The 13397-nt window shown below is 66.0% G+C and carries 11 protein-coding genes; 3 read left to right on the top strand and 8 right to left on the bottom strand.

Annotated features, from left to right (window positions below):
- The first annotated feature begins 5 nt into the window (after positions 1-5).
- Both G3N62_RS09610 and G3N62_RS09605 read left to right on the top strand, forming a co-directional pair.
- Positions 6-1103 (top strand): branched-chain amino acid aminotransferase, encoded by a 1098-nt coding sequence (locus G3N62_RS09610; protein WP_049029464.1) that lies wholly within the window; start codon positions 6-8, stop codon positions 1101-1103.
- A gap of 100 nt (positions 1104-1203) precedes the next feature.
- Positions 1204-3165: an FUSC family protein gene (locus G3N62_RS09605; RefSeq protein ID WP_241013046.1), complete on the top strand. Its 1962-nt coding sequence runs from the start codon at positions 1204-1206 to the stop codon at positions 3163-3165.
- Between the two features lie 129 nt (positions 3166-3294).
- Here G3N62_RS09605 and G3N62_RS09600 read toward each other — a convergent pair whose 3' ends face one another.
- From G3N62_RS09600 to G3N62_RS09565, 8 genes are all read right to left on the bottom strand, one after another.
- Positions 3295-4827, bottom strand: coding sequence for a mannitol dehydrogenase family protein (locus G3N62_RS09600; RefSeq protein WP_241013045.1), 1533 nt, complete (start codon positions 4825-4827; stop codon positions 3295-3297).
- Between the two features lie 24 nt (positions 4828-4851).
- On the bottom strand, positions 4852-5580 hold the full coding sequence (locus tag G3N62_RS09595; RefSeq protein ID WP_124669314.1) for an HAD-IA family hydrolase: 729 nt from the start codon (positions 5578-5580) through the stop codon (positions 4852-4854).
- Positions 5581-5635: 55 nt separating this feature from the next.
- The gene (locus G3N62_RS09590) at positions 5636-7051 is read right to left on the bottom strand and encodes a sugar porter family MFS transporter (RefSeq protein ID WP_124669315.1); all 1416 of its coding nucleotides are present in this window, start codon (positions 7049-7051) and stop codon (positions 5636-5638) included.
- 810 nt (positions 7052-7861) lie between these two features.
- Positions 7862-8437 carry a DUF308 domain-containing protein gene (locus G3N62_RS09585; RefSeq protein ID WP_124669316.1) on the bottom strand — a complete coding sequence of 192 codons (576 nt, stop codon included), beginning with the start codon at positions 8435-8437 and terminating at the stop codon, positions 7862-7864.
- Between the two features lie 191 nt (positions 8438-8628).
- Complete coding sequence (locus tag G3N62_RS09580) at positions 8629-8928, bottom strand: hypothetical protein (protein ID WP_034191371.1); 300 nt, start codon at positions 8926-8928, stop codon at positions 8629-8631.
- A 131-nt stretch (positions 8929-9059) separates the two neighbouring features.
- Entirely contained in the window at positions 9060-9368 is a 309-nt protein-coding gene (locus tag G3N62_RS09575; RefSeq protein ID WP_069704757.1) for an EthD family reductase, read from the bottom strand.
- A gap of 50 nt (positions 9369-9418) precedes the next feature.
- The gene (locus G3N62_RS09570) at positions 9419-10900 is read right to left on the bottom strand and encodes an MFS transporter (RefSeq protein WP_124669318.1); all 1482 of its coding nucleotides are present in this window, start codon (positions 10898-10900) and stop codon (positions 9419-9421) included.
- Positions 10901-10949: 49 nt separating this feature from the next.
- On the bottom strand, positions 10950-11546 hold the full coding sequence (locus G3N62_RS09565; protein WP_034191374.1) for a TetR/AcrR family transcriptional regulator: 597 nt from the start codon (positions 11544-11546) through the stop codon (positions 10950-10952).
- Positions 11547-11746: 200 nt separating this feature from the next.
- Here G3N62_RS09565 and G3N62_RS09560 point away from each other — a divergent pair, with 200 nt between their 5' ends.
- Entirely contained in the window at positions 11747-13231 is a 1485-nt protein-coding gene (locus G3N62_RS09560; protein WP_124669416.1) for an HD domain-containing phosphohydrolase, read from the top strand.
- The last annotated feature ends 166 nt before the right edge of the window (positions 13232-13397 follow it).

The raw sequence follows: 13397 nt of genomic DNA, 5'->3' as shown, positions 1-13397 counted from the left end.
AAAAGATGAGCGCCAGTCCTGTCCAGGACTTCGAATTCGAAAGAAATCCTCACCCTGTCGAGGCCGCCGAGCGCACCGCGCTGCTCGACAATCCCGGTTTCGGCCGGGTCTTCACGGACCACATGGTGACGATCCGGTACTCGGCGGAACAAGGGTGGCATCACGCGAAAATCGGGCCGCGCGAGTCGTTTCGATTCGATCCGGCGACGCTCGTGCTGCACTACGCGCAGGAAATTTTCGAGGGCTTGAAGGCCTACCGGTTGCCGGACGGCGGCGCGGCCTTATTCCGTCCCGATGCGAATGCGCGGCGCTTTCGCCATTCGGCCGAGCGGCTCTCGATGGCACCGTTGCCGGAGGCGATGTTCGTCGAATCGGTACGCGCGCTGGTCCGGGCCGATCGTGACTGGATTCCGGCGTTCGACGGGGCGGCCCTGTATTTGCGTCCGTTCATGATCGCGACGGAGGCGGTGCTCGGCGTGAAGCCGTCGCCCGAGTACCTGTACTGCGTGATCGCGACGCCGGTCGGCGCGTACTTCAAGAGCGGCGCGTCGGGCGTGACGCTGTGGGTGTCGGAACACTACACGCGGGCGGCACCGGGCGGCACGGGCGACGCGAAATGCGGCGGCAACTATGCAGCCAGCCTGGCTGCCCAGGCGGAGGCGATCCGCGAAGGCTGCGAGCAGGTGGTGTTTCTGGATGCGGTCGAACGCCGCTGGATCGAGGAACTGGGGGGGATGAACGTGTTCTTCGTGTTCGACGACGGGTCGATCCAGACGCCGCCGCTGAATGGGACGATTCTGCCAGGCATCACGCGCGCGTCGTTGATCACGCTGGCCCGGGATATGAATTACACGGTGCGGGAGGAGGGTTACACGATCGAGCAGTGGCAGGCGGATGCACGCAGCGGCCGTCTGGTCGAGGCGTTCGCATGCGGCACGGCGGCGGCCGTGACGGCGATCGGCCGGGTGAAGGGCCGTGCGTACGACTTCACGATCGGCGATGGTGGCGCGGGGCCGGTCACATTGCGCCTGAAGGCGGCGCTGCTCGATATCCAGAACGGGCGCGAAGCCGATCGCCACGGCTGGGTGGACCGCGTGTTTTGAGTTCGGCAACGCGGCCCTCACGACTCGCGAGGGCCGTCATGAAAGCCGCGGCCGGCGTTCGGCCGGAAGCTGCCGCGCTGCCTCTTGGAATTCTTCGATCATGTCAGCTGTTTCGTTGTCGCGTGCCATTGACCGCCTGTTTATTGTCGACCCCGGTATTCATCGGCTGCTGGGCGGTGTGCGCGCCGCGCTGGCGAGCTTGCTCGCCGGCGCGTTCGGCATTGCATTGGCGCTTCACCTCGGTTTTGCGATCACCACCGGCGCCGTTGGAATACTTTTTGCGATGATCGCACCGCTTTTCCTGCGTGACGCTCATCGGCTGGACTGGTATGAATCGCTTGCATGGCAGTACGGCGTCGCCTGCGCGAGTTTCGCCGCGGCCGCCGTCGTGAGCGCTTGGCCAGCCGTTGGCAAGGCGGGTTTCGTGTTCGTCCTGTTCTGTTCGATGCTGTGCCAGACCCGGGGGCCGCGCACGATCGGATGCGCGTTCCTGGCGATTGCCATGTACTACCTCGGTCTCTATCTGCATCCGATCGCGCCGCAGGTCGGCCGCATGCTGGTGATGTCGATCGCAGGCCTCGCGAGTGTCGTATTCGTCTGCCGGATGCTGTTGCCGATGCATGCGGCGCGCACGCCCCGGCTCATCGCGCGTTCGGTATCGCTGCAAGCGGCATGCATCGCACGGAGTGACGTGCCGGCCGCCGGCGCATTGGACGCGATGGCGCATTTACTGGCGCTGAACGAGGCCGCCATCGCACTCGAGCATCACGCATCGACACTCGATGAAGGCGACGCGCACGCGTTGCACGCCGCGCTCGTCGCATTGGAGATCGCGGCGGCTCGACGCGTGCTGAACCACGATCGGACCGACGTTGCCGCCGCGGCGCTACGCGCCGCGATTGCTCGCTTCGATACCGTAGCCGGCGAAGTGGTGGCGCGCATGACCGTCACACGTCCGCCCGTGACGCCGCAGCGCGCGCCCGTGGTTCCGTGGATCGCCGGATGGCGCACGCTCGCATGGTTGCCGGCGATCCGCGCCGCGGCGGCTGCGTTCGCCGCGATGTTGATCGGCGAGACGCTGTCGTCGGAGCGGTGGATGTGGGCGGTGCTCAGCACATTCGTCGTGTTCTTTGGCACGTATTCGTGCGCGGACACGATCTATCGCGGCGCGCAACGTGTTGCCGGTACGCTCGCCGGCGCGCTCGCGAGCGTACTCGTCGTTGGTGCCATTCATCATGCGAATGCACTCGTGGTCATCGTAATGGGCGTTTGTGTGTTTGCCTGGGCGTACCACATCCTGCATGCATACGGGCGCGGTGTTTTTTTCCTCACGGTGCTGATCGGCCTCGTCTATGCGCAACTGGGGTTCGAGATCGGCCCGCTTGCCGAACTGCGTATCGGCGAGGTGTTGATCGGCTGTGCGGTGTCGCTCGCGGCGGCGATGCTGGTGATGCCGCTGGCGGCGTCGCGCCACATTGCGACGCGCTCGCACAGCCTGTTGGCGGCGCTGCGCGAACTCGTGTACGAACGCGACGACGGCACGCGGCCGGGGGCGGTGCAGACGCGCGCGGCCGATCGCCGTTTTCACGAGGTGCGCCTGGCCATCAGGCCGCTGGCCGCGTGGCGCATGCGCCGTGTATCCGGCGATGCGCGACGGTTGTCGGACACGCTGCGCTACTGCTGGCTGTATGGCCGAATCGTAGCGACACGCCTGCCTGTTGATGCCGATGACCCGGTGGTCGCATTCGAGCGGCATGCGCGCGCGGTCATCGTTACACGAATCGATGCGTTGATGCGCGATCTGGAGCGCAACGGCTCGATTCGACTCGATGCGGCCGCGAACGTCGCGCACGGGCCGCTCTCAATGTCCGGTGATCATCCGTTACCGCCCCAGCGGGACCTGGCCCGGCTCGACGCGAAGTTGATCGAACTCAATCGGGTATTCGAGGACGCGCTGTTCGGAAAGAGCCGGGCAAGGAACGATGGTCGGGACAACTGCGGCTCTCGCATCACTCCCCCCTTGCTCGCCGACGCGAGTGCGGGTGCGACCGGAACCGGCTGATCTCGCCGGGGCGGGCCGCCGACAGGCCGTCGGCGGTACCCGCTATCCGCAGGTCATTCGGACGATCGTCCAGCGCATTGCCCGGACGGGAGCATTCGCGCGACCGACGTTCCGGTCGCGATACGTCGTTCAAGCATCCGGATCGAGCGCGAGCCGGATCGCATCGCGAGTCCTGCCTCGTGCCACGGCGGCCTGCATCGTGCGGAATGGCTCGATGAATCTCGCGTGGGCATCGAGGCCCAGAGCGGCGAACGGCTTCGAGTTGAGGATCGCGAGCGGATCGCCGCTTCGCACGCGATCGAGATCCGCTGCATCGAACCGCGGTTCGCTGACGGCGAACGGGTGGCCGAGATCGTCGATACCCTTCAGGTAATGCTGAAAGCAAGCCAGCAGCAGTGCTTCACGGCGCATGTCGCCGTTGTGCGCGATCAGTGCCCCGATGGTCTTTTCATGAAACACCGGGATCTTCGACGTGCCGTCGTGCGCGACGCGCAGCAACTGGTCGCCCAGTGCGGCGTTGCGGAAGCGCGCGAGCGTATCTTGAGCATAGGCGCGCGCGGACACGCCGTGCGGCAGCGTGAGGATCGGGCCGACGTCCCGGGTAAGGAAGGTGTCGAGCAGCGCGGCGAGATCGCGATCAGCCATTGCGTCATGGACGAAGCGATGTCCCAACAGAATCGCCGGATAAGCGAGCAACATGTGAGAAGCGTTCAGCATGCGTCCCTTCATTGCCTCGTACGCATGGACGTCGTCGCGCAATTCGACACCCGCGGCATCGAATGCAGGGCGTCCAGCGCTGAAACTGTCCTCGACCACCCATTGCGAGAACGTTTCGGCAACGACGGGTGCCGTATCGTCAATGCCTGACGACCGGTTGGCGCGCAGGCGAACCGCGTCCGTCACCTGCGGCGCGATCCGATCGACCATGCTGTTCGGGAACGCGACATAACGCTCGATCCAGGCAGCGAGATCGACGTCGACCGCACGCGCGAAATCGAGCACCGCGCGTCGTGCGGTATCGCCGTTACCGCGCAGATTGTCGCAAGACATCACGGTGAAGGGCAGTACGTTCGCGGCACGGCGCCGTCTGAGCGCTTCGACGATAAACCCGAACGCGGTACGGGGTGGCCCACCCAGGAGATCGTATGCGACGTCGGGCGCATCGAACCGAAATGCGCCGGTCGTCTCGTCGAGGTTGTAACCGCCTTCCGTGATCGTCAGCGATACGATCCGGATCGCTGGATCGGCAAGCCTGGCCAGTACCGCCTCGGGATCGCTCGGTGCGTGCAGATACTCGATCATGGCACCGATGACGCGCACGGCTGTCGTGCCGTCGCTCGAGAACTCCGTCAGCGTATAGAGGCAATCCTGTGCGCGGAGCGCATCGGCCTTTGCGATCGAGGACCGGCTGTTACCCAGCCCGATTCCGCATATTGCCCAGTTTTCGTGACCGGGCAGATGCAGCAAATGGTCGATGTAGCGCGCCTGATGTGCGCGGTGGAAATTGCCGACACCGATATGCGCGATGCCCGCCGTCAGGCGATGATGATCGTATCCAGGAACGGCGACGTGCGGCGCGGCCCGTCCGATGGTGGCATGGGAGAGTGGCTGGAGCGCGGCATCCTCGCGCTCCAGCGTGGAAGCGTTGTCATTCATGATCATGGGGTGTTTCCTGGTCGAGGGAGGTCAGGCGCGCACGCTCAAATCGGGCGTCGCTTCGTGCATCTGTTGCAGCCAGCGTTCGACGAGGGACGGCAGCGCGGCCATGTCGTCGAAAACGACGGACGCACCTGCAGCGCGCAATTTGTCCGTTTGCGTTCGTGCCGCATGCGCGGCGCCCACGAAACCGAGTACGGTCATGCCGGCGGCGATCGCGGCTGCGGTACCCGTCGCGCTGTCTTCGATGACGATGCAGCGTTCGGGCGCGACGTGCATGCGAACGGCGGCGGCCAAATAGACATCGGGGGCGGGCTTCGGCGAGGGCACCTGGTCGGCCGTCAACAATCGTTCGCCGAAAATGTCGGCCAGGCCGATCCGGTCGACCACGCTGCGCACGTAGGAAAGATCGCTGTTGCTCGCGCACGCCTTGACGAGCGGAATGGCGTCGAATGCGTCGCGCACGCCGTCGATGGCCGGCGCATTCACCGCGCTTGCGTGGACGTCCATGCGAATCGCCTCGACCGTGTCGTCGTCGAGAGGCCGATCGACGATGGTTGCGACGGCGCGCAGCAGTTGCTCGGCGCGCATGCCGAGCATGGGGCGCACGACGTCGCGAAGGCCGGCGAGCGCCCACCGGTGCTCGAGGCGAGTCACGATGATGTGTTCGGCGATTGCCTCGCTGTTGACGAGCACGCCATCGCAATCGCTGATGAGCGCATAGTCCGAAAGTCGACGAGTGGCAGTGAGTTCGTTCATGTCGGTTTCCGTGATGGGGGGACGGGATCGATGCGACTGTCTTGACTGGGGTCGATCATGAATGGCGCGGTCCGAAGGTTCCGCGCTTCAATGCGCGCTCGATGTCCTCGAGACTGCGACCGCGCGTTTCCGGCACCATCAAGTAGATGAACACCCATGCGAGCGCGTTGAGACCCGCGTATGCCCACATCGCACCGCCGACACCGAGCCATTTGGTCACGGTCAGCGCAGTTCCGGTCAGCAGCAGGTTCGAGCCCCACAGCATCGCGGCGTGCGCGCCGGTGGCCTGGTTGCGAATCGCGACGGGATAGATTTCCGCGCCCGTCAGCCAGCCGATCACCTGGATACCGCCGGCGTTGAACACCATGAACGCGATCAGGCACGCGACGATCCACAGTTGCCGCATGGGCGAAACGACGTCGCCGCGCAGCAGGCAGCCAAGCAGGACAAGGCTGGCTGCCGCGACGGGCAGCGTCGCGAGGCTGAGCGTGCGGCGGCCGACATGGTCGACGATCAGCTTGCCGATGAAGGTCATCACGAGATAGGTGACCGCGACGCCGAGTGCGGCCCAGAGCGATGCCGACGCCCCGAATCCCGCGTCGCGCAGGAACGTCGGCGTGTAATAGATCATCATCTCGATGCCGCTGAGCTGGGTGAACGCGGCGACGCCGAGGCCGGCAACGAGGGCGGGGCGTACCCAGGGCTCGCGCATCGTGCGCCAGCCCGATGTTGCGCCGTGCTGTTGTCGCTCGACCACATCCCGGATATCGGCAATCTCGTGCCGGACGGCTGCTTGAGATTCCCGAACCTTCGACAACTCGCCATGCGCGTCGGCGATGCGATCCTGCTCGACGAGCCAGCGCGGGCTGCGCGGCAGTCTGGTCATGCCATACATCAGGATTACCGACGGGACGACGGCGATGCCGATCATCGCCCGCCAAGGAAACAGGTCGTTGCCTGCGACGCCGATCAATGCCGCGAGCAGGATGCCGATGCCGATCGATACGTTGAAGTAGGTCACCAGGCGACCTCGCTTGTCCGGCTCCGCGAGCTCCGCGATGTAGGTCGGCACGATCTGCGTCGAGCCGCCGACCGCGAATCCGAGCACGAGCCGCGATGCGGCAAGGGACCACACGTCGGGCGATAGTGCGGCAGCCAGCACGCCGGCCGCATAGATCGCCGAGACGATCGTGATGGTCTTGCGGCGTCCGAGTGCGGCCGACATGCGGGTGCCGGCCAGTGCACCGATCACTGCGCCGAGCAGGATCGCCGCGGCGACGAGCTCTTGAGCGCGGTAGTCGAGCTCGAACTCACGCGCGATGAGGGGCAGGGCGCCCGAAATGATGCCGGTGTCGTATCCGTAGAGCCCGCCGGCGATCGCCGCGATCGATGCGACGGTACGCATGTAGGCGGACGGGGTGGGCCGGGGGCGGGCCGCGGGTGTGCCGGGGAAGGCAGAATCAGAAGCCATGACGGTTTTCCTTGTAATGCGTGCGTCGCGCGGGTTGAACGAACGCGTAACGTGACGACATGCGCCCGCTCCGGTAAAAGGCGCCGCCGCACGAGTGGCAACGCTTCACTGAAGTCGCGGAGCAGGACGGCGCAGACGGACGCTCAGGTGAGCGCGTGGACGTGGCCGGGCGGCATGCCGCCGCGTCGGGCAAATGGAACGCGCCGATAGGGTGGACTTCCGGTTTGTACCCGGGGGGATTGCCTGGTCATGTCGGTCACCGAGTGTGGAAACCGTTCGCGGCCCATCCAAACCGGTTTGGATCGAGGGCGTGACGATTCCTCTGGTTGAGCACGATCTGGAGCCGCACTTTGGAGCAAGGCGCCAGTGTCTCCTCTGGCGCTTCACGGCCTGCGTGGCAGGCGAACGATTCCGCCGTTGCCGGCTGGAGTCGTGAGGGTATTTCGGCGGCCCCAACAATGAGGTGCCGAAAAAGGGGATGCCAGCCGAGAGAGGCTGGCGGGCTAGGGTCTCGTGGCGAAATCTACAAGGAGCTTGTCGCCCGAGTCATGAACAATTATCCAGAAACGGAGCAAAAGATCAAGTCTACGAAATCATGTTGGCCACATGCCCGCAATCTGGCGGCAAGCTGCGGGCGAAAGTCGGGGCGGCACATTTCTCGTTACCCGGCTCGCGGCCGTCGATACCGCCACCTTCGCGGATCTGATCGCACCGATCCGCGCGCGGCGCCTCCGAGGTCATTCCAGACGCCGCTGATCCATGCGTTGAGCATGGGAGGGCGCTGCGGGTGCACGGAGATTTATCCGGTGCTCACGACTTGCTGCGCTGCATCCGCCGCACCTGCAGCCAAACGGCCGATATCAGGAAATAGAGGGCGCCGATCGCCGCGTAGCCTGCGATCTTCACGATCGCGGGCGGCATGGATGCGTGGCTTTGGACAATGAAGAACAAACCGGCCAGCGCTGATTGCGCACCGCTCAGGACCATCACCCACTGCGCGCCGACATGCTTCCAACGACGCACGGCGGTGCCGAGCTGAAGCGCACCGGAGAGAATGGCCCAGATGCCGAACACCGTGAGTACCGCGTGCATGCCAGCATTCAACGCCGCTAATACCGTCAGGGTCGCGACGGCGCTGATCGCGACGTTGACCGCCTGCGTACGATTTGCTGCCGTCCCGCCGCTGCGAGCCAGGTCGACGAAATTGGCGAGCGCGTCCCAGGCCGGATAAACGACCAACAGGATCGCTGCGCAGGCCGCGCTCTGCCGCCCGACGGAAAATGCCAGCGCGACCCAGATCAGCGAGAATATCGCCCTGGAAAAGTAGTACCGTTTCAGCCATCGACCGTCGGCTGGAGCATGGAATTCGGGGCGGCTGTTAACCATTTGCACTCCTTTGTATATCGAATCATCGCTCCGGTCGGCGGGCAGGGGCGCAGCTGACCGGATCTCCAATGCGCCGAGTATCTCAATCGTCGGGGGCTGCCGCTATCGGTCGGATGTCCGATGGTGAAGGTCCGGCGGTTGCCCAGGCCGATGCAGGGTATCTCGCGTATCGACAATGACGGTTGTGCCGTTCAGGTCGGCCCGTCGTTCTCTCGTGCCGGGCGATCTGGCGCAGGCGCGCCGGCGTCCGCCCATCGGTCGCCCAGCGCCGCGATCGCGAAGTAGACGGCACCCATCGCTTCGCAGGAAAGCAGCGCGCCGGCCAGTGCCGTTCGCGCGCCGGCCGAGATCGTTCGCCATGACGTGCCGGCATCCCGCCGGCGCGCCACGGCGATGCCGATCCGCAGCACCCCCGACAGCACGGCGAATATGCCGAGCGCCCGGGGCAGGCCGCTCGCCAATGCAACGATGAAGCGCTGACGTTCCGACATGGCGGCCGTCCTCACGGTTCGGTCACTCGCGTGACGGTTGCCTATCCTGGCATCCGGCCGTTCGCGGGGGCCATCGGACAAATAACCGATGGAGCCGGCCGGAACTGACGCATGGCGGCGCGCAACCGCCGTTACTGCGCGTACGAGACGACATCCGTGATGTGCCGATCGGGCGCGATATCGGTGAACGCGTCGATGTCGGCCATGACGTCCGCCGCCTCCGCCGACGCGAACGCGGCGTCCAGCGCGGCCCGATCCGCGAAGCGGCACATCGCCACGACGATCAGTTCGCTGTCCTCTCTCGAGGGGAAGAAGGCATCGACATATTCGAGCCCGTACCGTTTCCAGGATTTTTCCACCAGCGGAATGTGTTGCTCGACGTAGTAGCGAACATCGAACCGGGTGCCCGCGGCTCGGCGATAGGAAACGACGAAATACATGAGGCCTCTCCAGGTCGGACTGATGCAACGATGAATGTCGAGACGGGCGACTACGGCCGATTGCGTTCAGGGCCGAAGCCCGGCCGGGCGGCCGCCCGCACCGAGGTCGGCGCGGCGGGCGCGCGGGCGAGCGAGATGCCCAGCGCGGCGCCGGCGGCGAGGAACAACGAAATCGAGAGAAGCGCGACGATGAACGCGTGCGCAATGGCGGCCGGATCCTGGCGCGTGCCGAGGACCGTATAGAAAATTCCGCCGATGATCGCGACGCTGAGCGACGTGCTGACCTGCAGCGTCGAACTGGCAATGCCGGCGATCATGCCGGAAAGCGCCGGTGCGACGCGCCCGGTCACCATGCGCATCAGCGTGGGCAGCGCGAGCCCCTGTCCGAAACCGATGACGAACAGCGCGGCGGCGAGCGGGACCGACGCGAGCGGCATCCCGATCGGCGTGGCATCGATCAACCACGCGAGGCCGACGAGCCCGACGACCTCCAGCCCCATGCCGAACGGATTGACGTAAGCGCCGATGACACGTGTGCAGAAAGGCGTCGACAACGGCCCGAGCAGGAACCCCACGCCGAACGGCAAGAACACGAGGCCCGCGCTCAGCGCGTCGACGTGCAACGCGTTTTGCAGATACACCGAAAACAGCAGGAAAAACCCACCGATCGCATACAGCAGCAGCGCGATCAGCAATGCCCGTCCCAGCCCTGGCGCGCGCAGCGCGGCCGGATCGAGCAGCGGTGCGCCGCCGCGGCTGCCCAGCCGACGCTCGTAGCGCCAGAAGCACGCGGCGAGGGCCGGCACCGCGAGCAGCGACACCCACGCCCAGACGGGCCAGCCTGCTTCGCGTCCCTCGATCAGCGGCACGATCAGCGCGCCCAGCGTCAGCATCGACAGCGCGGTGCCGCCGAGGTCGAGCTTGCGCGCATGCTGCGCGCGCGTTTCCTTCAACAGCGGAATCCCGAACAGCACGACCAGAATCGCCAGCGGCAGATTGACGAGGAAGATCGTGCGCCAACCCAGGTTCAGCAGGTTCAGCGAGATCAGGATCCCGCCGAGCGCCTGCCCGACCACGGCGGCGAGGCCGAACACCGCGCCATACAGGCTGAGCGCGAGCGGCTTCTCCGCTTCCGGGAAGATCGCCTGGATCGAGGCGAGTGCCTGCGGCGCCATGATCGCGGCCGTCACGCCCTGCAATGCGCGACCGACGATGAGCGTCCACGGCGAGCTGGCGAGGCCGCACAGCATCGAGGCCGTCGCAAATCCGATCAACCCGAGAAAGAACATGCGACCGCGGCCGAACAGGTCGCCCAACCGCCCGCCGGTGATCAGCGTCACCGCGTACAGTCCGGCATACGACGAAATGACGAGTTGCTCGGCCGACGACGAGGCGCCCAGCTCCGCGCGGATCGACGGCAGCGCGACATTGATGATGAAGAAGTCCAGCGGCGGCAGGAACGCGCCGACGAGCAGGACCGAAAACATCGCCCAGCGACGCGGGTCGGGCGAGACGGGATCATTTTGTGACATCAACGGCTCTCCATACGGAACCGATTGGTTCCAAATTGGGTAAAAAAATTCAGTCGAGGAGGCGCATCGTGCGGTCGACCAGCGCGAGCATGTCGCGCTCGGGTACGCCGGTTTTCCCCAGCACGCGCATGCCTTCGACCTGGCAGACGAGCAGACGCGCCAACACCTGTTCGTCCTGCTCGGCGATCTCGCCGCTCGCCTGGCCGCGGACGATCGCGCCCGCATAGAGCTGCTGCAGGCGCCGGAACATGCGCCCCGTGCGCTCCGCGACATCCGCGTCGCGCGCGGCCAGTTCGGTGGTCATCGCGACCGCGAGGCACCCCCGCCGGCCCGCCTCGCCGACGGACAGGTGCGCATAGCGCAGCAGCGAGTCGCGAATCGCATCCTTCACGGGGCCGGGTTGCGACAGGATGTCCGCGGTCGCCTTGAGCCCGTCGGCCATGTACAGGTCGAGCGCCGCCAGCAGCAGCGCCTTCTTGTCGCCGAATGCCTTGTAAAGACTGCCGCGCGACAAGCCGGTGCCGGCCATCAGGTCGGGCAGGGACGCGCCTTCATAGCCGTGGTCCCAGAAAACCTCCATCGCGTCGCGCGCGGCATCGCCAAGTTCGAATTCGCGGGGGCGGCCCACGCCAGCCGGATTTGCCATCGGTCAGTATCGCAAATGATGCGGTGCTTGAAAGTGGCCTTCATTATATGGACCGATCGGTTCCGATGTCAATGTGCATGTAACGGCAGGGCGCCTGTTCACGCGGACGCTGCGCACCGTCGCGGGGGGCGAAGCGCCGCGTACATCGCATCGTAGGCCTCGCGTATGATCTGCGGTGATCTCCACGATTTTCCGTGTCCATGCCCACGTTCGACGTCGATGCAAACCAGAACACGCTGCGGGTGTTCGATTCGGTAAGAGCGCTCGCGTTCGTCGGCGACCTCAGCATGGGACAGCCGACCGACCATTCATTGCGCACCGGATGGCTGGCGGCGCGACTCGCGCGCGCGGCCGGGCTCGATTCGCAGACTTGCGATACGGTGCGCGAGGTGGCGCTGCTGCGCTGGTCGGGCTGCACCGCGAACGCGGCGGGCTTCGCCGACGTGTTCGGCGACGACATCGCGATCAGGCTGGCGATGCTCGAGGGACGATCCGACTGGGCGCCGCCGCTGGAGGCGCTGGGTGGCGCAGCGTCCGTCATGTTGCCGCTCGCGCAGACTCACTGCGAGGTATCGGGAGAGATTGCGAGCATGTCGGGCCTGTCCGGCATGACGGCAACGTCGCTCCGTCACATCTTCGAAACGTGGGATGGCGCGGGGTTTCCCGCGAACATGGCTCGCGACGCGGTGCCGATGCCCGTGTTTGTGGTCGCGCTGGCGGGCGACCTGGAGGTTTTCGGTCGTACCCATGGCATCGAGCGGGCGCTCGAGCTCATCGAGCAGCGTTCCGACAGTCGATATCCGGCCCATCTCGTCGGAACGGCCGTCAGGAACGCAAGCGGCTGGCTGGAGGAGGTCGGGCGTGCGACGCTCGACGATTTCGACGCCGCGCTGATCACGCCCGACATGCAACGGATGACCTCGGCCGAACTGATCGCCGATGTGATCGATCTCAAGTTGCCCTGGATGACGGGCTTTTCGCGTGCGGTCGCGACGACCGCGGCGGCAAGCTGCGAGCGGCTTGCACTCGATCGAACGGCGCAGGCGCGCGTCTACCAGGCTGCGTTGATTCACGGTATAGGCCGTGCCGCCGTCCCCAACGCGGTGTGGAATCAGCGCGAGACGCTGCCGGCCAGCGCGTGGGAAAAGATTCGGCTGGTGCCGTACTGGACGGCGCGCGCCGGCAGGCAAACCGGGGCCCTCGCCGAGGCCGCCGAGCTCGCTTCCCACGCTTACGAGCGGCAGGACGGATCGGGATACTTCCGCGGGGCAGCCGGCCGTGCGTTGACGCTCGAGGCGCGTGTGCTGGCCGCCTCGGTAGCGTGGGTGGCGCTGCGTTCGCCACGGCCCTGGCGCGACGCGCTGTCGGCCGAAGCCGCCAGGCAGGTGTTGCGCGAAGAGGTCGAGCGCGGCCGGTTGAGCAACGAAGCGGTCGATGCGATCGTGGAGCCGGCACCCACGGGCGGACGGTTCGCGAAACGCTCCACGCAGGGGGCGCGGCTGTCGGCGCGGGAGATGGACGTGCTGCGCGTGATCTCGCGCGGCGCGAGCAACAAGGAAGCCGCGCGCGCGCTCGCGATGAGCCCGAGCACCGTGCGCACCCACGTCGAAAGCATGTTTCGCAAGCTCGATTGCTCGACGCGCGCGGCAGCCACACTCAAGGCGTCGGCGATGGGGCTGCTGTAGCGATAGAGCCTTGCCCGGTCGCAACGTATCGTGATTCGGCGATGTCGCCGTCGCGCGAGCGGGCCGCCAGCGCCGGGCGGTCACTCCAGCCGTATCGGTCACTCGACCGATACGCGTGGCATGGGTCGTCGCGTAATCTGGGGCGCTTCGATGGCTTCCCCTTCGG

The sequence above is a fragment of the Burkholderia sp. Tr-20355 genome (assembly GCF_017104685.1).
GTDB classification, from domain to species: domain Bacteria; phylum Pseudomonadota; class Gammaproteobacteria; order Burkholderiales; family Burkholderiaceae; genus Burkholderia; species Burkholderia seminalis.
This window is presented reverse-complemented; position numbering and strand designations above follow the sequence as displayed.

Coding starts and splice junctions, on each gene's coding strand:
- G3N62_RS09610 (WP_049029464.1), top strand. CDS start 6: ATGAGCGCCAGTCCTGTCCAGGACTTCGAATTCGAAAGAAATCCTCAC.
- G3N62_RS09605 (WP_241013046.1), top strand. CDS start 1,204: ATGTCAGCTGTTTCGTTGTCGCGTGCCATTGACCGCCTGTTTATTGTC.
- G3N62_RS09600 (WP_241013045.1), bottom strand. CDS start 4,827: ATGATCATGAATGACAACGCTTCCACGCTGGAGCGCGAGGATGCCGCG.
- G3N62_RS09595 (WP_124669314.1), bottom strand. CDS start 5,580: ATGAACGAACTCACTGCCACTCGTCGACTTTCGGACTATGCGCTCATC.
- G3N62_RS09590 (WP_124669315.1), bottom strand. CDS start 7,051: ATGGCTTCTGATTCTGCCTTCCCCGGCACACCCGCGGCCCGCCCCCGG.
- G3N62_RS09585 (WP_124669316.1), bottom strand. CDS start 8,437: ATGGTTAACAGCCGCCCCGAATTCCATGCTCCAGCCGACGGTCGATGG.
- G3N62_RS09580 (WP_034191371.1), bottom strand. CDS start 8,928: ATGTCGGAACGTCAGCGCTTCATCGTTGCATTGGCGAGCGGCCTGCCC.
- G3N62_RS09575 (WP_069704757.1), bottom strand. CDS start 9,368: ATGTATTTCGTCGTTTCCTATCGCCGAGCCGCGGGCACCCGGTTCGAT.
- G3N62_RS09570 (WP_124669318.1), bottom strand. CDS start 10,900: ATGTCACAAAATGATCCCGTCTCGCCCGACCCGCGTCGCTGGGCGATG.
- G3N62_RS09565 (WP_034191374.1), bottom strand. CDS start 11,546: ATGGCAAATCCGGCTGGCGTGGGCCGCCCCCGCGAATTCGAACTTGGC.
- G3N62_RS09560 (WP_124669416.1), top strand. CDS start 11,747: ATGCCCACGTTCGACGTCGATGCAAACCAGAACACGCTGCGGGTGTTC.